Source organism: Hymenobacter sp. BRD67 (assembly GCF_013256425.1).
GTDB lineage: Bacteria > Bacteroidota > Bacteroidia > Cytophagales > Hymenobacteraceae > Hymenobacter.
Genome location: NZ_CP053904.1, coordinates 1,566,511 through 1,585,684, shown reverse-complemented (window position 1 = coordinate 1,585,684; position 19,174 = coordinate 1,566,511). Strand labels below are relative to the sequence as shown.

The 19,174-nt window shown below is 60.2% G+C and carries 14 protein-coding genes and 5 pseudogenes; 7 read left to right on the top strand and 12 right to left on the bottom strand.

The genetic code is table 11. The features are described 5' to 3' along the window. Positions 1-175: 175 nt before the first annotated feature. Together GKZ67_RS24465 and GKZ67_RS07290 are read right to left on the bottom strand one after the other, a co-directional pair. A pseudogene (locus GKZ67_RS24465) lies at positions 176-352 on the bottom strand (histone H1); the annotation flags it as partial. 258 nt (positions 353-610) lie between these two features. Beyond that, positions 611-1,848: pseudogene (locus tag GKZ67_RS07290) on the bottom strand (aminotransferase class I/II-fold pyridoxal phosphate-dependent enzyme). A gap of 267 nt (positions 1,849-2,115) precedes the next feature. Between GKZ67_RS07290 and accC the strand changes: the two are divergent. Next, positions 2,116-3,627 carry an acetyl-CoA carboxylase biotin carboxylase subunit gene (gene accC, locus GKZ67_RS07285; protein ID WP_173241741.1) on the top strand — a complete coding sequence of 504 codons (1,512 nt, stop codon included), beginning with the start codon at positions 2,116-2,118 and terminating at the stop codon, positions 3,625-3,627. 36 nt (positions 3,628-3,663) lie between these two features. Continuing rightward, the gene (locus GKZ67_RS07280; protein WP_173241740.1) at positions 3,664-4,230 is read left to right on the top strand and encodes a hypothetical protein; all 567 of its coding nucleotides are present in this window, start codon (positions 3,664-3,666) and stop codon (positions 4,228-4,230) included. Positions 4,231-4,471: 241 nt separating this feature from the next. On the opposite strand, the gene GKZ67_RS07275 is transcribed toward GKZ67_RS07280, so the two are convergent. Then, complete coding sequence (locus GKZ67_RS07275) at positions 4,472-5,560, bottom strand: LacI family DNA-binding transcriptional regulator (RefSeq protein ID WP_173241739.1); 1,089 nt, start codon at positions 5,558-5,560, stop codon at positions 4,472-4,474. Positions 5,561-5,753: 193 nt separating this feature from the next. Between GKZ67_RS07275 and tal the strand changes: the two genes are divergently transcribed. Both tal and GKZ67_RS07265 read left to right on the top strand, forming a co-directional pair. Further along, positions 5,754-6,896 carry a transaldolase gene (gene tal, locus GKZ67_RS07270; protein ID WP_173241738.1) on the top strand — a complete coding sequence of 381 codons (1,143 nt, stop codon included), beginning with the start codon at positions 5,754-5,756 and terminating at the stop codon, positions 6,894-6,896. Positions 6,897-7,139: 243 nt separating this feature from the next. Then, entirely contained in the window at positions 7,140-8,315 is a 1,176-nt protein-coding gene (locus tag GKZ67_RS07265; protein WP_173241737.1) for an MFS transporter, read from the top strand. A gap of 231 nt (positions 8,316-8,546) precedes the next feature. Here GKZ67_RS07265 and araA read toward each other — a convergent pair whose 3' ends face one another. The 9 genes and pseudogenes from araA to GKZ67_RS07225 all read right to left on the bottom strand — a co-directional run bounded on the left by araA (position 8,547) and on the right by GKZ67_RS07225 (position 16,226). After that, positions 8,547-10,034, bottom strand: a complete 1,488-nt coding sequence (gene araA / locus GKZ67_RS07260; protein ID WP_173241736.1) for an L-arabinose isomerase — start codon at positions 10,032-10,034, stop codon at positions 8,547-8,549. Positions 10,035-10,132: 98 nt separating this feature from the next. Next, a pseudogene (locus GKZ67_RS07255) lies at positions 10,133-10,830 on the bottom strand (L-ribulose-5-phosphate 4-epimerase). 19 nt (positions 10,831-10,849) lie between these two features. Next, positions 10,850-12,540 (bottom strand): annotated as a pseudogene (locus GKZ67_RS07250) (ribulokinase). 116 nt (positions 12,541-12,656) lie between these two features. Next, positions 12,657-12,800: a hypothetical protein gene (locus GKZ67_RS23205; protein WP_254245118.1), complete on the bottom strand. Its 144-nt coding sequence runs from the start codon at positions 12,798-12,800 to the stop codon at positions 12,657-12,659. Then, positions 12,800-13,858 (bottom strand): aldose epimerase family protein, encoded by a 1,059-nt coding sequence (locus GKZ67_RS07245; protein WP_254245117.1) that lies wholly within the window; start codon positions 13,856-13,858, stop codon positions 12,800-12,802. The genes GKZ67_RS23205 and GKZ67_RS07245 overlap by 1 nt, the downstream gene beginning before the upstream one ends. A gap of 390 nt (positions 13,859-14,248) precedes the next feature. Further along, positions 14,249-14,998 (bottom strand): fatty acid desaturase, encoded by a 750-nt coding sequence (locus tag GKZ67_RS07240; protein ID WP_173241735.1) that lies wholly within the window; start codon positions 14,996-14,998, stop codon positions 14,249-14,251. Then, positions 14,977-15,228, bottom strand: a complete 252-nt coding sequence (locus tag GKZ67_RS07235) for a hypothetical protein (RefSeq protein WP_173241734.1) — start codon at positions 15,226-15,228, stop codon at positions 14,977-14,979. Before GKZ67_RS07235 ends, GKZ67_RS07240 begins: the two co-directional genes overlap by 22 nt. Before the next feature lie 83 nt (positions 15,229-15,311). Beyond that, positions 15,312-15,773 (bottom strand): RES family NAD+ phosphorylase, encoded by a 462-nt coding sequence (locus tag GKZ67_RS07230; RefSeq protein WP_173241733.1) that lies wholly within the window; start codon positions 15,771-15,773, stop codon positions 15,312-15,314. Positions 15,774-15,785: 12 nt separating this feature from the next. Further along, positions 15,786-16,226, bottom strand: coding sequence for an antitoxin Xre/MbcA/ParS toxin-binding domain-containing protein (locus GKZ67_RS07225; protein WP_173241732.1), 441 nt, complete (start codon positions 16,224-16,226; stop codon positions 15,786-15,788). A gap of 174 nt (positions 16,227-16,400) precedes the next feature. Between GKZ67_RS07225 and GKZ67_RS07220 the strand changes: the two genes are divergently transcribed. The 3 genes and pseudogenes from GKZ67_RS07220 to GKZ67_RS24460 all read left to right on the top strand — a co-directional run bounded on the left by GKZ67_RS07220 (position 16,401) and on the right by GKZ67_RS24460 (position 19,019). Beyond that, positions 16,401-17,411 carry an amidohydrolase family protein gene (locus GKZ67_RS07220; protein ID WP_173241731.1) on the top strand — a complete coding sequence of 337 codons (1,011 nt, stop codon included), beginning with the start codon at positions 16,401-16,403 and terminating at the stop codon, positions 17,409-17,411. A gap of 244 nt (positions 17,412-17,655) precedes the next feature. Then, a pseudogene (locus GKZ67_RS07215) lies at positions 17,656-18,546 on the top strand (sigma-54-dependent transcriptional regulator); the annotation flags it as partial. 338 nt (positions 18,547-18,884) lie between these two features. Continuing rightward, entirely contained in the window at positions 18,885-19,019 is a 135-nt protein-coding gene (locus GKZ67_RS24460; protein WP_317172260.1) for a helix-turn-helix domain-containing protein, read from the top strand. Positions 19,020-19,174 lie beyond the last annotated feature (155 nt).

Here is a 19,174-nt window from a genome sequence, read left to right as displayed (position 1 = left end):
GAGGCTTTTTTGTTACCATCCGTCCACAAAATTCGATTAATCCGGCAAATCCGGATGAATCTGTGGTCCGGACTTACTTCTTTTTCGCAGCGGGAGCTGCCTTTTTAGCAGCAGCCGGAGCAGCTTTCTTAGCGGCCGGAGCAGCCTTGGCAGCCGGAGCAGCCGCGCCGTCTTTCGACGAGTTCTTCATGTTCTGCACTTCCAGGCGGATGGCCTGGGCGTGGTTCTTGAGGTCCTGCATGCCTTTGCGCACGCGGGTACCAGCCGCCGCGTTATTCTTGTCATACGACTTTTCGAAGTCGTCTTCCAGCGAGTGAATCAGGTCTTTGATTTTATTGAAAGGGTTAGCCATGAAAGTTGGTTGGTAATGGGTGAGAAAGGGAATTGTGCTTACGCGGCCCTAATATACAGGGAGTTTCTACGCGAGCAACTTTTCCAGGTTTTTTTCAAAACCCCATTTCCGGCTTCGTAGAGGCCTTTTTTCCTTCAGAATGGCCTGAAAACCCGCCAGCGGTCCACCAAACGACTTGGAATTGTACAAAAAAAGGCGCGCCGGCCACCCGTAAGGGCAGCCGGCGCGCAGCAGTTTAGCGAGCTAGTTACCACTGTTTTAGGCAGTAGCGGGCTGCTTGCTGTAGAGCCCTTTGTCGAGCTTGGTGGCAATGGCTTCGAAGGCCGCAATGGTCTGGCGCACATCTTCGAGCGTATGTACCGCCGTGGGGATGAGGCGCAGCATAATAACGCCCTTGGGTACTACCGGATACACTACAATAGAGCAGAAAACCCCGTGATTCTCACGTAAATCGAAGGTTAGGGCCGTGGCGTCGGGGATTTGGCCGTTGAGGAAGACGGGCGTTACCGGCGACTCGGTGGTGCCGATGTTGAAGCCTTTCTCGCGCAGGCCGCTTTGCAGGGCCCGCACGATAGTCCAGAGGTTTTCGCGGTACTCGGGGTGGTTGCGAATTAGCTCCAGGCGCTTCAGGGCCCCGATGACGAGGGCCATCGGCAGGGATTTGGCAAAAATCTGGCTGCGCATGTTGTAGCGCAAATATTCAATAACTGCCTCCTGGCCCGCTACGAACGCGCCGATGCTGGCCATGCTCTTGGCGAAGGTGTAAAAAATCAGGTCTACGCCCTCCGTAACGCCCAAATGCTCGGCTGTGCCGGCCCCGGTGGCCCCAGCGTGCCGAAGCCGTGGGCATCGTCGACAAATAACCGGAAGCTGTATTTCTCCTTCAGCTTCACGATTTCGCGCAGCTTGCCGAGGTTGCCCGACATGCCAAACATGCCTTCGGTAATGACGAGGATGCCGCCGCCGGTTTCGTCGGTGAGGCGCTTGGCGCGCTCCAGCTGCTTTTCGAGGCTCTCGATATCGTTGTGCGGAAACACGAAGCGCTTGCCCTGGTGCAGGCGCACGCCGTCGATGATGCAGGCGTGCGACTCGGCGTCGTACACAATGGCGTCGTGGCGGCTTACCAGCGCGTCGATAATACTTACCACGCCCTGATAGCCGAAGTTAAGCAGCAGCGCGGCGGGCTTGTGCACGAAATCGGCCAGCTCATTTTCCAGCTGCTCGTGCAGGGTCGAGTTGCCGCTCATAATCCGCGCGCCCATGGGGTAGGCCATGCCGTAGTGCGCAGCCCCGTCGGCATCGGCCTGCCGCACTTCGGGATGGTTGGCCAGGCCGAGGTAGTTGTTCAGGCTCCAGGTCAATACTTCCTTCCCCCGAAACAGCATCCGGGGGTTAATCTCGCCTTCGAGCTTGGGAAACGTGAAGTAGCCGTGGGCATAATGGGAGTGCGAACCCAGCGGGCCCCGGTTGGCCGAAACGCGGTCGAAAATATCCACTGAAAAACTTGGGGAATAAGTTATGAGAGCGAAGTAAGCGAACCCAAATGGCCCGCGCTGCAAGAACTGTTAAACGACAAAGATAGGCCGCGCTCAGCTTTTGTACATAATTTGGGCGTAACGACGGGCGGCGGGCGGCCTCTTTAGTACCGGGCCGGCGGTTTAAGGTTTTCTTTGTGGCGCAGTAGCGCGGACATTCAGTCAGCGAGTGCTTGCGCTGACCTTTGCTGTCGCGGACTAAAAGGCCGCGCTACTCTCCAACCCCGCATGAAAAAAATAGCTAAGCTCCTGGTTGCCAATCGCGGCGAGATTGCCCTGCGTGTGCTGCGCTCGGCCAAAGAAATGGGTATCGCCACGGTGGCCATCTATTCGGAGGCCGACCGCCTCTCGCCCCACGTGCGCTACGCCGACGAGGCCGTGTGCGTCGGCCCGCCGGCTTCGGCCCAGAGCTACTTGCGGGGCGATAAAATTATTGAGATTTGCAAAGAGCTGGGCGTCGATGCCATTCACCCCGGCTACGGCTTCCTCTCCGAGAATGCCGGCTTTGCCCGCGCCGTGCGCGAAGCGGAGCTGATTTTTGTGGGCCCCTCGCCCGAAGCGATGGAGCTGATGGGCGACAAGCTCTCGGCCAAACAAACAGTCAAAACCTACAACATTCCGCTGGTGCCGGGCACCGACGAGGCTATTTCCGACGTGGAGGCGGCCAAGCGCATTGCCCGGGAAGTCGGCTTTCCGATTCTAATTAAGGCTTCGGCCGGCGGCGGCGGCAAGGGCATGCGCTTGGTGCACAACGTGGAGGAGTTTGAGGAGCAGATGCAGCTGGCCGTGAGCGAGGCCACCTCGGCGTTTGGCGACGGGGCAGTGTTTATCGAGAAGTTCGTGACCGGCCCCAGACATATAGAAATCCAGATATTAGGCGACGAGCACGGCAATATCGTGCACCTGTTTGAGCGCGAGTGCTCGATTCAGCGCCGCCACCAGAAAGTAATTGAGGAAGCGCCCTCGTCGGTGCTCACGCCCGCGCTACGCGCCGAGATGGGCCGTTGCGCCGTAGACGTGGCCCGCGCCTGCCAGTACGCGGGCGCCGGCACCGTGGAGTTTCTGCTCGACGACCAGCACCGCTTCTACTTCCTCGAAATGAACACCCGCCTGCAAGTCGAGCACCCGGTTACGGAAATGATTACCGGCCTCGATTTGGTAAAGGAGCAGATTCGGGTTGCGGAGGGCCAGCCCCTGCCCTTCCGCCAGGAAGACCTGACCATCAACGGCCACGCCCTGGAGCTGCGCGTGTACGCCGAAGACCCGCAAAACAACTTCCTGCCCGACATCGGACGGCTAGCCACCTACGTGCGCCCCCAGGGCCCCGGCGTGCGCGTCGATGATGGCTTCGAGCAGGGCATGGATATCCCGATTTACTACGACCCCATGATTGCCAAGCTGGTAGCCTACGGTGCCACCCGCGAGGATGCCATTGCCCGGATGCTGCGCGCCATTGCCGAGTACCAGATTACGGGCATCGAAACCACGCTGCCCTTCGGCACTTTTGTGCTGAAGCACCCGGCCTTCGTGAGCGGCAACTTCGACACGAATTTTGTGCGCGACCACTTTAGCCCCGCCGTGCTGGCTCCGACCACGCCCGACGAAGGCACCGCCCGGGTAGCCGCCGCGCTGGTGGCCATGCTCATAAGCGAGAAGCAGCCGGCCAGCCCGATGGCCACGGGAGAATCGGGCGGCGCGCCGGCTTCGGCGTGGCGGCGGAATCGGTTGGGGGTGGGGTAATGTCTAGTATTGATTCTCTATAAGTCTGAAAATTGAATGACTAAATTTTTTCTGATTGCGCTTTTTGCGAATTTACAATTTAGCGCTAATGCTCAGTTTATCGAAAGCAAATACAGTCAATTCAAAAGTGCTAATTACTCTGACAGTGCGTTTTACTTAATCAAATCCTGTAGGCAAGATTTTTTAGGTAGCGGAAGCATTGAGAAAGTTAGCTTTTATTACTCTCTCCTGAACTCTTACTTATCAGATTTTAAGGAATGCTCAACAGCCGATTTTAAAGCTGATAAAAGTAAGAGATGTCTACACTTAGCCATGTATTTAACTTTTCTGAAACTTGATTTTTTACCAAGAACGCTAGATACTCGAGCACAGTTAAAATTTACAAAAGGTGATTTCTATGGTGCAATTAAGGATTGGCAACAAGCTATTTCTTATTACCCTGAGAACGACACCACTTTTGACCAAAAAGTTTACTACTACAATTTGGGAATCTGTTACAACAGACTTGGGCAACACAAAGAAGCTTGTCTAAGTATGAGTAAGTCGGGCGAGCTTGGCTATTCCGAAGCTTATTCTTTTATAAGAGAAGTATGTAATCATTGAACATTCGCGTTTTAATAACTGGTGCGGGTTTAGTGTTGCTTTGAATTTGCCCCCCAGCTGGCGCGAGTTTAGGCGAAGCCGTAACTCGTGACTGGCTTTGCGTGGAGGTTGTACCTCCACTGCCGCGCCAGCGGCAAGGCGGGGCTGCACCGCCGGAGTCGCTCCACAGGATACATAGCTTATTTCGAATATTTACCAGAGTTACCCTACGCTAAACTCGCGGCGCAACAAACCCGCCGTCTTATATCGAAGCAAGCTTGGCCGGGCCTTCAGCGCCTTGCCCCCGCTGCGACGACTCCCGCACAAACAGCTCGGGCTCCAGCACCACCTGGCGCGGGGCAAGCGGCGCATGGGGCGCGGCGGCCAGCTCCAGAAACAACCGCACGGCGGCTGCGCCCATCGCCTCACAGCGCTGGTCGACGGACGTAAGCTGTGGCTCGGTAATAGTAGTAAAGAGCTCGTTGCTGAAGCCGGCCAGGGCAACAGCCTGCGGCACGCGGATGCGCTGAGCCTTTAAAACCTGGAGCGCCCCCAGAATAGCCGAGTCGCCGGCCGCGAATACGGCGTCGATGGGAGTGGCCAGGGTCAGCAGCTGGCGCGTGGCCTGGGCCCCGGCCTCAGTGCTCATATCGGAGGTGAGTAGCAGGGCCTCGTCGGGGGCGATACCGTAGGCCGCCAGCGCGTCGAGGTAGCCCTGGCGGCGGTGCTGGTAAATAGTGAGGTGCGGCGGACCTGTCAGGTGCGCAATGCGGCGGCAGCCCTGGGCCAGCAAATGGCTGGTAGCCTGAAAAGCCCCCGCGTGGTCGTTGAGCACCACTGCATTAACGGGGCCGGCAGCGGGCGTGCGGTCAAAAAATACCAGCGGAATACCCCGGCTGCGCACTTTATCGAAGTGCTGGTAGTCGAGGGTGTTGCGGGCCAGCGACACGAGTACGCCGGCCACCTGGGCGCTGAGCAGGGTCTCGACGTTGCGGCGCTCCAGTAGTACCTCTTCGTGCGACTGGCACACGATAACGCTAAAGCCGGCCTTGCTGGCCGCCTGCTCGATACCCTGAATAACCGACGGAAAGAACTTGCCCTCGATGTAGGGCACCACTACGCCCAGCAGGCGGCTCTGGCCTTTGCGCAGGGCAGCGGCCAGGTGGTTGGGCTGATAGTTGAGCTTTTGGGCCAGCTGCCGCACGCGCTCCTTGGTGGCGGCCCCGATGCTGTGGTGGTCGCTCAGCGCCCGCGAAACGGTGGTCATCGATACGCCCAGCTCGCGAGCCAGGTCGGCCATCGACACGGCGGGCGGTATGGGGGGAGAAGATTTCTTTTTAGCAGAACTCATAGAGGAGCTGGCGGGCCGGCCCTGACAACCAGCCGCCGGGCAATCGCGCAAAACTAAGCTGGTTTGGCGGCTGCTTCCCGAAGAAATAACCTGCGTGGCGGTACTGTATGCGTCGCTTGCCCGTTTCTTTGCGTACTAACCCCGGCCGGCCCGCCCCTGGCCGCCATTGTCTTCCTACTATCCTCCTTCTGCCATGAACCCACTTGTTGATATCCGCCGCCTCGACCAAAGCCTGTGGCTCGACTTCATTAGCCGTAAAGTACTGACTAACGGCGAGTTGAAAAAGCGTATCGACGAAGATGCCCTGCGCGGCGTGACGTCGAACCCCGCCATCTTTGAAAAAGCCATCGGCGGCTCGGCCGATTACGACGACACCATCGCGGCGCAGGCCCGGCAGGGTAAGTCGGCCGAAGAAATCTACGTGGGCCTGGCCGTGGCCGACGTGCAGGCGGCCTGCGACCTGTTTCGGCCGCTCTATGACAGCCACGACAACTCCAGCGATGGCTACGTGAGCCTGGAAGTATCGCCCAAGCTGGCCCACGACACCGCCGGCACTATTGCCGAAGGCCGCCAGCTATGGAAAGATGTGAGCCGGCCCAACGTGATGATAAAAGTGCCCGCTACGCTGGAAGGCCTGCCGGCCATTCGCCAGCTTATTTCGGAGGGCATTAACGTAAACGTGACGCTGATTTTTGGGCTGGACCGCTACAAGGCCGTAGCCGAGGCGTTTATCTCGGGCCTGGAAGACCGCGCCAAAGCCGGGCAGTCACTGGCCAGTATCGATTCGGTAGCCAGCTTCTTCCTGAGCCGCATTGATGTGCTGATTGACCCGCAGCTGGAAAAAATGGCGGCCGAGGGCGGCGAGAAAGGACAGCTGGCGCAGTCGCTGGTGGGCGAAGTGGCCTTAGCAAGCGCTAAGGAAGCTTACCAGCTGTACAAAGGGATTTTTGCCGGGGCGCGCTGGGAAGCGCTGGCCGTCAAAGGTGCTCACACACAGCGCCTGCTGTGGGCCAGCACCGGCAACAAAAACCCCAAGTACGACGACCTGAAATACGTCGAGAATCTCATCGGGCCAAAAACCGTAAACACGATTCCGGTGGAGACAATGGACATTTTCAAGCAGAAAGGCCACCCCGCCGACCGCCTCGAACAAGGCCTCGCTAAAGCGCAGCAGGTGCTGCGTGACCTGCCCAAGGTGGGCATCGACCTCGACGCGCAAACCGCTCAGCTGGAGAAGGAAGGCGTGCAGAAGTTCATCGAGCCCTTCGGCAAGCTGATTGACTCGGTGGAGAAAAAACGCCAGGCGGCGGTAGCTGCTGCCAAGCAGTCGGCGTAGTCAGCCTGCTTATCACAGTAAACAACTTCGCGTACCGGGCGGGCTGCCGGCTAGGGCCGGCTGTCCGCTCGAAGTTCGCGCCGCTCGTTCTTTCGACGAGCGCACAATCGGCTCAACCCCGGCAGCCCGCACCAGCCAAGCTGCACCCGGACCGGAAATCTGCGCCAGCCTGACGTTCTGCTGCGCTGCAGGGCCGGCTGGCACGGATAACTCGGGACTTTAGCATTGAGTAGCAGTAGGTTTATGACGGCAACTACCAAGAGCCGGTTGGCGGTGAGCGCCTTCTTTTTCTTGCCCGGCCTGTGCTTTGCGAGCTGGGCCTCGCGCATTCCCGATATCAGCGCCCGGCTGGGGCTGAACTCCGGGCAGCTGGGACAGCTGCTGCTGGCGATTCCGGCGGGGTCGCTGGCTTCGCTGCCGCTGGCGGGGTGGCTGGTGCACACCTGGGGCAGCCGACGTACCGTGCTGCTGGCCTCGGTGCTCTACGCGGGCTTTCTGCCGCTGCTGGGCTGGGCTGGCAGCTTCTGGACGCTGGCCCCGGCGCTGGCTTTGTTTGGCCTGGCCGGCAACCTGCTCAATATTGCGGTGAATACCCAGGCTATCGGCATGCAGCAGTTTTACGGCAAGCCCATCATGGGTTCGTTTCACGGGCTCTGGAGCTTGGCGGGGTTTCTGGGTGGGGCGCTGGGCACGGTGCTTATCGGCTGGCACCAGTCGCCGCTGCACCACTTTTTACTGGTGCTGGTGCTGTGCCTGCTGCTGGCCGCGTCAGCCTTCGGCTATACCCTGCGCGCCGACGTGGGCGGCGAAGCAACGAGCGGCCTCTCGCTGCGCCGGCCCGACCCCTACCTGCTGCGCATCGGCCTGATTGCCTTCTGCGGCATGATGAGCGAGGGCGCGATGTTTGACTGGGCCGGCGTATACTTTCAGAAAGTAGTGCGCCCCGACCCTACGCTGGTAACGGCCGGCTACGTGGCCTGCATGAGTACCATGGCGCTGGGCCGCTTTCTCTCCGATTATTTTACCCACCGCTTCGGCACGGTGCGGATGCTGCAAATCAGCAGCGGACTCATTGTTAGCGGCTTAACGCTGGCCGTAGCCCTACCCTATCTGCTACCCGCCGTAAGCGGCTTTCTACTGATTGGCTTCGGTATTGCCTCGGTGGTACCGCTTTCGTACAGCGCCGCCGGGCGGGCCACCAGCGTATCGCCGGGCGTGGCGCTGGCCCTGGTTTCCACTATCGGCTTCCTGGGCTTTCTGCTCGGGCCGCCTCTGATTGGCTTTCTGGCCCAGCTCTTTACGCTGCGCGTGGCCCTAGGCTGCGTGGCAGTTGTGGCCCTGGGTATCGGCGTGCTGGCGGCGCTGCTCAAAGCTGAGCCCGAAGCAGCAACCCAACCCGCAGCTACCGTGCCGCTATAGCGCCACCTTAGTCGCCCGGCATTACAGTATAATAAAATATAAATATTATAATATATAACTCACATCTACTTATAAACCTGAATCTTACCACCCCACCATTTCACTAAAGCGATTTCGGAATCGGGGTAAGGCCGGGCAAGTAGCGTGGACTTTTAGTCCGCGAGTGTTAAGCATAGCAACTCGCGGACTAAAAGTCCACGCTACTTCACCAGCCGGCAAAGCGGGGTCGGGCTAGCTTCTAAAAGCTACCTCATTATAGCGCAGCTCGTTCTTAAACGTCCGCAGCCTGGTAGCCGCGTCGATAATGACGAACTCGATGCCGGCCATCTCGGCAAAGTCTTCGAGATATTCGGCAGTCAGGTTCTGGCTGTAGCCGGTGTGATGGGCGCCGCCCGCCAGAATCCAGGCCGCCGCGCCGGTAGCCAGGTCGGGCTTTACCTTCCAGAGTACGCGGGCCACGGGCAGTCTGGGCAGGTCATGTTCCGGCAGCACTGCCTCTACCTCATTCACAACCAAGCGAAAGCGGTTGCCCAGGTCGATAATCGTTGCGTTCAGGGCCGGCCCGGCCGGGCAGCTGAACACCAGGCGCACCGGGTCTTGCTTGCCGCCGATGCCCAGCGGATGCACCTCGGCGCGCACCTGGCCGGCAGCAATGCTGGGGCAGATTTCGAGCATGTGCGAGCCAAGTACCTGCTCGTTGCCGGGCTCCAAATGGTAGGTATAATCCTCCATAAACGAGTTGCCGCCGGGCAAACCGGCCCCCATTACTTTCATGGCCCGCACCAGCGCCGCCGTTTTCCAGTCGCCCTCGGCGCCGAAGCCGTAGCCCTCGGCCATCAGGCGCTGGGTGGCAATGCCGGGCAGCTGCTTCAGGCCGTGCAAGTCCTCGAACGTATCGGTAAAGCCCTTGGCCTGGCGGTCGGCCAGGAACTTGCGCAGGCCCAGCTCGATGCGGGCGGCGTCGCGCAGACGCGCGCGCTGCGCCCCGCCGGCTCTTAGCGCTTCGGCCAGCTGATATTCTTTTTCATATACTTCGAGCAGCTCGTCCACCTGCGCGTCGGTCACGGCGTTTACCTCGGCCACCAGGTCGCCGATGCCGTAGGTATTCACCTCGTAGCCAAACTTGATTTCGGCCTCGACTTTGTCGCCTTCCGTTACGGCTACGTAGCGCATGTTGTCGCCGAAGCGCACGAACTTCGCGCCCTGCCAGTCGGCCCAGGCGCAGGCCACCCGGCTCCAGATGCTGAGGCGCTCGTGCACGTCGGCGCTTTGCCAATGGCCCACTATTACCTTGTGACTCAGGCGCATACGCGTGCCGATGAACCCAAACTCGCGGTCGCCGTGCGCCGACTGGTTGGTGTTCATAAAGTCCATGTCGATAGCAGCCCACGGAATATCGCGGTTGAACTGCGTATGCAGGTGGGCCAGTGGCTTTTGCAGGATTTTCAGGCCGTTAATCCACATCTTGGCCGGCGAAAAGGTGTGCATCCAGGCAATCAGGCCCACGCAGTTTTCCGTGGTGTTAGCCTCCTGCATGAGCTTATAAATCTCCTGCGGACCGGTGAGCACCGGCTTGTACACGATGTTGATGGGCAGTTTGGTGCCCAATTCGGCGGCAATTTCCTGGGAATGCTGAGCTACTTGCGCCAGCGTTTCAGGACCGTACAGGTGCTGGCTCCCGGTGATGAACCAAGCTTCGTAGTGCGAAATGTCAATCATGGGATGGGCTAGTGTAGCGTGGACGCTGTGAGTCCGCGCGTAGGGGGTAAATAGGCAAACGGCACAACGCGCGGACTCATAGAGTCCACGCTACAGCCCTACTGCCCGTAGTAAGAATTGGCGCCGTGCTTGCGCTCGTAGTGCTTGTTGATGAGAGTTTCTTTGAGCCGCGCCACGCCGGGCCGCAGCGTGCAGCTGAGGTAGGCCAGCCGGGCTACTTCCTCCAGCACCGCGCTGTGGTAAACGGCTTTCTCCACGGTGTCGCCCCAGGTAAAAGGCGCGTGGTTGCCCACAAGTATCATCTCCACTTCGCGGGGCGAGAGGCCGCGCTTCTCAAACTCCTGAATGATTTGCCAGCCGGTCTGGTACTCGTAGTCGCCCAGTATCAGCTCGTCGCGCATGGGTGGGGCACAGGGCACATCCACCGTAAGGTGGTCGGCGTGGGTCGTGCCGAGAATAGGAATATCGAGCTGCGCCTGGGCCCAGGCCGTGGCGTAGGTACTGTGTGTGTGCACGATACCCCCGATATGGGCCACTGCTGGAAGAGCAGCGCGTGGGTCTTGGTGTCGGAAGATGGCCGCTTGCTGCCCTCCACTACCTTGCCCTCCAAATCGACAATCACAATGTCCTCGGGCCTGAGCGTGGCGTAGGGCACGCCGCTGGGCTTTATAGCAAAAATACTATGTTCGCGGTCAACCACGCTGGCGTTGCCGAAGGTAAAGAGCACCAGCCCGAGGGCCGGCAGCTGCATATTGGCCTCGTAGCAGGTTTCTTTCAGGGCTTGATACTGGCTCATTTTCAACCGATTAATAACCTCAGGCTGGGGTAGCTTCACCTGTAGCGCTTTCCACAAACCTGCCCAGGGCCTGGTACTGCGCGTAGCGGGCGGCGTAGTCGGCCACGCGGCCCTGGCTGGGAATATACGTTTCGGCAAAGCCGCTGCCGAGGGCTTGCTGCGCGCTCAGCACATTGGGGTAGAGGCCGGCCGCCACGGCCGCATACATGGCCGCGCCCAGCGCCGGAGCCTGCTCCGACACGGCAATCCGGATGGGCCGGTCAAGCACATCGGCCAGCGTCTGCATCACGAAAGCCGATTTTTTGGCCACGCCCCCAATGCCAATCACCTGCTTAATCGGGATGCCTTCGCTTTCGAAGCGCTCCACAATCTGCTTCGAGCCGTAGCAGATGGCCTCGACCAGCGCCCGAAAAATCTGCGGGGCCGCGGTGCCCATTGTCAGGTTCATCAGGGCCCCTTCAAGGCCTGGTTGGCATCGGGCGTGCGGCGGCCGTTCACCCAGTCTAGGGCCAGCACGTGGCTGTCGGCCGGGTCTACTTCAGCCGCTGCTTCGGTGAGCTGGCGCAGCAGGTTGTCGCTCAGCTCCTGGCGAAAATCGGCCAGCTGCCCGGCGCTCAGCACTTTCGACTGCCTCAGCCCGGCCTGCAAGGGCCATTCGAGCAGCTGCCGAAACCAGGCCAGCAGGTCGCCAAAGGCCGACTGCCCGGCTTCGAGCCCCAGCATACCGGGAATAACCGAGCCATCGACCTGCCCGCAAATGCCGGCCACCAGGTGGGCGCCCACTTCGGCAATAGGCGCTACCACGATGTCGCAGGTGCTGGTGCCCATCACCTTCACCATAGAGTAAGGCGTTATCTCCCCCGCCACGGCCCCGGCGTGGGCATCGAACGTGCCCACGGCAACGACCGTGTCGGTCGTCAGGCCAAGTCGCTGGGCCCAGTCGGCCGACAGCTGACCGGCTACCTTATCGGCGGTGTATGTTTCCGTAAATAGCCGCTCGCGTAAGCCAGCCAGCCGGGGGTCGAGGTAAGTCAGAAACTCTTCCGACGGCAGGCCGCCCCAGCTCGCGTGCCACATGGCCTTGTGGCCGGCGGCGCAGCGGCTGCGCCGGAAACCGGCCAGCGGCTGGCCGGTGAGGGTCAGCGTCAGCCAGTCGCAGTGCTCCATCCAGGAATGGGCAGCCTGGGCCACGGCGGCGTCTTCGCGCACCACGTGCATAATTTTCGCCCAAAACCACTCCGAGGAGTAGATGCCGCCTTCATACTTAGTATAGTCCTCGCCGCCCCAGGTACGGGCTTTGTGGTTGATTTCGGCGGCTTCGGCCAGGGCCGTATGGTCTTTCCAGAGGATAAAAAGCGCGTTGGGATTGTCGGCGAACTCGGGCAACATACCCAGCATCTGGCCCTGCGCGTTTACGGGGCCGGGCGTCGAGCCGGTGGTGTCGATAGCGAGCCCTAGTATCTGCTCGGCGGGCACCTGGGCGGCTACTTCGCGCACGGTAGCTTCGATGCCTTCGAGGTGGTCGAGCGGGTGCTGGCGAAACTGGTTTTTGGCCGGGTTGCAGTACTGGCCCTGCTTCCAGCGCGGGTAATAGTAAACCGCTTGCGCCATTTCGGCCCCGGTACGGGCATCAACCAGCAGGGCCCGTACCGAGTCGGTGCCGTAATCGAGGCCAATGACGTAGGCCGGCAAGGCAGTTGGTACTGGCACGTTTTATACTGTGAAGATGTGAAAATGAGTAGAATGTGAGAAATGAGAATATTGTAGCAAAGCTGGTAACTACGCTGGTTACCAGCAGCACATTTTCACCTTTTCCCCTCAAATAATTACTTCCGCACTCCAAATGTGTAGGTGGTGGCAGTATGGTACGTTTCGCCGGGCTTCAGCACGGTGTTCGGAAAATTCGGCTGGTTGGGCGAATCGGGAAAGTGCTGGGTCTCGAGGCAAAAGCCGGCGTGCTTGCCGTACACTATCCCCCCTTGCCCGTCAGGGAGCCGTCGAGAAAATTGCCGGTGTAAAACTGCACGCCGGGCTCGTCGGTAGTTACCTCCAGGGTGCGGCCGGTGGTGGGCTCGTACACCGTGGCAGCTTTATGCCGGCCGGTAGCCTTGTTCAGCACCCAGTTGTGGTCGTAGCCGCCGGGCACCTGCGCCAGGCGCTCGCCAATGGCATGGGGCGTTGTAAAGTCGAAGGGCGTGCCTTTTACCGGGCGCAGCTCGCCAGTGGGTATCAACGTGGCATCAACCACCGTGTAGCGGTCGGCCGGGATAGTCACCTGGTGCGCCAGCACGTCCTTGCTTTGGCCCAGGGCCAGGTTAAAATACGTGTGGTTGGTGAGGTTGATGGGCGTTGCCTTATCGGTAGTGGCGGTGTAGGCAATGCGCAGGGCGTTGTCGGCAGTGAGGGTGTACACTACCGTCACCCGCAGGTTGCCGGGGTAGCCTTCCTCGCCGTCCTGGCTCAGGTAATGGAGCGTAACGGTCTGGCCATCGGCCGAGGTGCCGGCCTCGGCCTGCCATATTTTTTGGTTGAAGCCGACCTTGCCGCCGTGCAGCGAGTTGGGGCCGTCGTTTACGCTCACCTGGTAGGCATGGCCGTCAATCGTGAATCTTCCCTGGGCAATGCGGTTGCCGTAGCGCCCGATGAGCGCCCCGAAATAAGGATTCGCCTTGCGAAAAGCGGGACTCTGGTAGCCGTTTATATTGTCAAAACCCAATATAACATCACTCAGCTTACCGGCCTTATCGGGCACAAGCAGGCTGGTGAGCGTACCGCCGAAGGCGCTGATGCTGGCCTGCATTCCGTGGGCATTAGTGAGGGTAAAGAGCTGGGTTTCGGTGCCGTCGGTGGCTTTGCCGAAAGGAGTGGTAGTGGGCATAGACGTAGAAGAAGGCTGAGTGGCTACAGAGTTGGAGGCAGCAGCAGTATTAGCGGGTTGGCGGGCCGTAGGCTGCGAGCTGCACGACGCGAACACTAAAGCCCCACCCAGCCCCGTGGCGAGCAGGCCAAATTGGAAAGAACTTGACATAAGCCGAAAGGAAATCAGTAGCAAGGTAACTACGTGCGTAATAGCTTAAGACTAAAAAGTAGCTAGTAGACTGGCAACACACAATCGATTGTGTGGCCTTTCTTAAAAAATGCCAGCGGACTGGCCTGGCTTTGAAAGGCAAGTATAAGCGCTTTTTTTCAAAACCGCCAGCTTGTTTTATAGTATGGTATTATTATATTCCTTATAAATTGAGATAAAAAAACGGTCAGTGTGGCGGCGCTGTCTTTCCGCCCAGGAGCTCGGAAAAGACAGCGCCGCCACACTGACCAGAAAAGCGATAGCCGTTTCCAAAGCCGGGTACCGGGCGGGCTGCCGGGGTTGAGCCGGCGGGCCGCACCAGCCAAGCTGTACCCGGACCGGAAATATGCGCTAATTGGCGACAGGGGCTGGCTTGTTTTCGGCCGGCAGGCCGCGCACCAGGCGCGAGTACAGCGACAGCTCCTGGTCGAACAGGAAGCGCAGCAGCACTTTGGTGTAGCTGGTGTGGTGCAGCAGCGGCTCGTAAAACTCGGGGGCCAGCTGGCGCAGCTTGGGCAGGTTGTTCCATGGCACGCCGGGCAGGTCGTGGTGCTCGTTGTGGTAGCCAATGTTGAGGTGCACCGAGTTGAGGCGGCCGTAGTACGAGGTGGTTTCCTGCTCGGGGCTCAGCACGAGGTAGTGCTCCTGAATCCAGCGGGCTCCTACCGGATGCAGACTCACCGAAAACCAGAAGCTGAAGAACAGGTACAGAAACGCCGCCGGGCCCAGCCACAGGTACATGCCGACGTTGAACAGAATCTGCGCTATCCAATTGGCCGCGATGTACTTATCGAATGGCACTACGCTGCGGCAGCGGAACGTCCGCACCACCTGAAATACCGGGAAAAAGAACAGCCAGATGGCTTTACCAATGGCATAGTGCTGAATAAGCCGGGCCTCGTAGTGGTCGGGCAGGTCGGCATCGTGGTCGAAATGGCCGAGGGCCGAGTGGTGCTTGAGGTGGTACTTACGAAAGCTCATGGCCGTCGGAATCACCATCGGCAGGTTGGCCGCAATACCGACGGCGGCATTGGCCCACTGACTTTTAAAAACCAGGTTGTGCGTGGCCTCGTGCACAATCACGAAGAGCGTATGGCACACAAAAGCCCCAGCAGGTACGACGCAGCCAGCGACCAGTACCAGGCGTGGCCGTGCAGCAGGTAGGTCATGGCCACCTGCACCGCCACACAGCCGGCCGTGATGAGGGCAGTGGTCGCGTTGCGGGTCATCAGGCGCTTCACCTCGGGGTGTGCCTTAAGCAGCTGGCGGGCGCGCACATGGTGTGAAACCGGCTCGGCAGTTGGAGTATAAGCGGTAGGGGCGGTGGGCATGTGAAAGAACAGATATCGAGCTACTACGAGGCTACTAAGTTACTCTTGGTTTGCCCAGAAGGCACGTAACGCTACCTCAACTCCTATTCCGGCTCCGGGGTTTTAATGCGCGGGTCAAAAGCGAAATCCTCCCAGCCCACGATACGTACTTTCCCAAAATCGGGGTGGCGGGTGTTGAGCACGTAGTTGTGCTCGTGGGCGATGATAGACGAAGGCACCCGCAGTACGGCCGTCGCCTGGCGGCGGTACCAGTCGGCCCCCAGCGGCTGGCAGCGGGCGTAGGCGCTCGTGGGCTGCCAGCCGGGCGGCAGCTGGGCCAGCGTCAGCTCTTCTATCACCAGGCTGTCGGGCACCTCTATCCGAATGACTTTGAACCGGTTATTCAGGCCCTCGCCGCTGCGGTGCACCACATTTTCGAGGCAGGCCAGCGCCCGGCTGCCCGCCGCGTAGAGTACGAACTGCCCGCGTAGGTTCCACCGGCAGGGGTTGCCGGAGGCGACCAGCTCGCCGGTGTACTTGGCCAGGCAGATGCGATAGATTTCCACTCAGCAGCCGGGCTAGGCGAAATCGCCGTAGGCAATGCGACTCACTTCTTCGGCTACCAGGTCGATGCCGCCGCTGGTTTGTAGCAGGCTCAGTGGCAGCTGATTATCAAGGCCATAAGCCGGCTTGGCCAGCCAGCGCCGAAATGCCGTAGGCTCGCCGAATACCTCGCTGCCCTGGCGGGCCAGGGCTAGTAGCTTCAGCACCTGCTCGCTGGCGGCGGGGGCCAGGCGCTTATTGGCCTCGCGGTAGGTGCGCAGGGTTTTGGTGGTGGTGTGCAGCAGGTCGGCCAGCTCGTCGGTACTCAGCTGCAAAAGGTTAGCCACGGCAAACGCCGTTTTGGCCGGCACGCCGCTGCGAGCCTGCATCACGAGCGCAAAGGCATCGGTCAGCACTTCTTCGAGGCTTGCGAGGGCGGCGGGCAAACCCGTTTGCGCGTGAATGGGAGCAAGCATTGCGGTAAAAGAGTTGGTAGCTACTACCAAAAATAGGAAATATTTCCTTAGAAAACGGAAATACTTCCTTTTCGTTTCATCAGATGCCCTCGTTAGTTGCTGGCTGGTCTGCAACCGGCGGCAACGCTTGGGCCGGTGAGCCCGTTTGCAGGAACCTAACTCTCCGGATTACTTATGCCTGCTCCTGCCCTGCCCCAGCGCGTCGTTACGCTCGAAGAGCACATTTCCTTTCCCGATATGGTTGAGCGGGTGCCGCTGGCGGCACGCCAGCAAGCTGGTTGGCCATCCAGCAACAATCCCCACTCGCCGGTGCGCGAGCAGCAGCGTAAGCTGGCCGAAATCGGTCCCGAGCGCCTGCGCCTAATGGACGAGGCTGGTATTACCGTGCAAGTATTATCGGTATCGGGGCCGGGGGCTGAATTGCTGCCGCCCGCCGAAAGCCCGGCCTTTGCCCGCGAGTACAACGACCGGCTGGCCGCCGCCATTGCCCGGCATCCCGACCGTTTTTTCGGCTTTGCCCACCTGCCCATGACCAACCCACCGTCGGCGGCCGATGAGCTGGCCCGCACGGTAGAAACGCACCAGTTTCGCGGTGCCATGCTAAACGGCACCACGCAGGGCCAGTTCCTCGACGCGCCGCAGTTTGCGCCACTGCTGGCACGGGCCGAAGCGCTCGGCGTGCCGCTCTACCTGCACCCAGGCGTGCCGCCAGCCTCCGTCCGGGCGGCGTATTACAGCAACCTGCCCCACGAGCTGGGCGAGCGACTGAGTATGGCCGGCTTCGGCTGGCATGCCGAAACGGCCATTCATGTCCTGCGCCTCATCCTGAGCGGCACGCTGGAAAAGTATCCGCGCCTTAAGCTTCTCATCGGCCACATGGGCGAGATGCTGCCCGTAATGATGGCCCGCGCCGATATGACCATGCCCGCCGACCAAACCCAGCTGCCGCGCAGCATCAGCCAGACGCTGCGCGACCAGGTGTACATTACCACCAGCGGCATCTTTACGCGCCCGCCGCTGGAAGCAGCTCTGGCAACGTTTGGGCTGGATAATATCCTGTTTTCAGTAGATTATCCCTACGCGCCCAACCGGCCCGGCCACGAGTTTCTGGCCGGACTACAAATGGCGCCCGCCGATATTGCCAGGCTCGCTTACAAAAACGCCGACCAGCTGCTGCGGCTGTAAGTACCTGGGAAGCTGGCGGCTCAGTATCAGTTCAACTAGGGCTGTTTCCAAATCCGTGTACCAGGCGGGCTACCGGCTTTGGGCCGGCTGTCCGCTCTTCGTGCGCGCCGCCTGTTCGGCTAAAGAGCGGACAGCCGGCGAAAAGCCGGCAGCCCGCACCAGCCAACCTGTACCCAGACCTGAAATTTGCGCTAGCATCGTTCGCTACGCTGGCTACCAAGCTTGCGCTACTGACCTTTGCTGCATGGCCCAACCTACCCTGCTGCTCATCGACGACGAAAACCGCCTGCGCCAGGTGCTGGCGCGGGTGCTGGAGCTGGAAGGCTATACTGTGCTGCAAGCCCCCGATGCCCGGCGCGGCCTGCAATTACTAGCCGAGCACGCCGGGGAAATTGCTGTTATTCTTTCGGATGTAAAGCTGCCCGATGGCCACGGCGTGGCGCTGCTGCCCCGCTACCAGGCCGCCGCGCCATTGGCCGAAATTATCCTGCTCACGGCCTACGGCACCGTGCCCGACAGCGTGCAAGCTATGAAGCAGGGCGCTTTCGACTACCTCACCAAAGGCGATTCCGACGACCAGCTTATCGTGGTAGTGGCCCGCGCCGTGGAGAAAGCCCAGCTGCGCCGCCGCGTGGCCGAGCTGGAAAAGCAGGTGGGCCAACAATATACCTTTTCCTCTATGATTGGCGGCTCAGCCGCCCTGGCGAAAGCCCGGGCGCTGGCCGAGCGCGTGGCACCCACCGACTCCACGGTGCTGCTCGAAGGCCCCACCGGCGCAGGCAAGGAGCTGTTTGCCCAGGCTATTCACCAGGCCAGCGGGCGCCGGAGCAAGCCGTTTGTGGCCGTCAATTGCAGCGCCTTTCCAAAAGATTTGCTCGAATCGGAGCTGTTTGGCTACAAGAAAGGGGCCTTCACCGGGGCGCTGGCCGATAAGAAGGGCTTGCTGGAAGAAGCCAACGGCGGCACTTTATTTCTAGACGAAATCGGTGAGCTGGAGCTGGCAGTCCAGGCAAAGTTTTTGCGGGTGCTCGAAACCCAGGAATTTACCAAGCTCGGCGATACGAAGTCTACGAAGGTGAATGTGCGGCTGGTGGCGGCTACCAACCGCAACCTGCGCCAGGAAGCCGCCGAAGGGCATTTTCGGGCCGATTTATACTATCGGTTATCGGTGTTTGAGCTGGCTGTGCCACCGCTCAGCGCCCGGCCCGACGATGTAGCCCCGCTGGCCCGACACTTTCTGCACCTCTTCGCTGCCAAGCTGCGCAAGCGCCTGCCGGGTTTCGAAGCCGATGCGCTCACTCGCCTGAGCCGCTACGCGTGGCCGGGCAATGTGCGCGAGCTGAAAAATGTGCTGGAACGCGCCGCCATCCTGGCCACTGACAATCAGCCGCTGACCCTCGACGACCTGCCGCCCGAGCTCCAGCACCTCCCGCCCCCGCCCTGGCCGACCCCGCCGACCGCAGCCTGCGCGCCGTGGAAGCCCGCCACATCGGCCAGGTGCTGCGCGAAACCAGTGGCAATAAGATGGAAGCCGCCCGGCAGCTCGGTATCGGGGTGAAAACGCTTTACCGCAAAATTGAGGAATATGGCCTGAAACCCGGCGAGTAGCAGCCCACTCATGGTATCCCATTCTGACGTGGCCACCGGGTCAAAATGACTCACTCGGAAATTGCTGATGCACTGGCCGCCTGCCCTTCACCTAAATTATCATACTGATTATCAAGTAGTATTACTATTTATCGGGAATACTGACCACTAAGGCC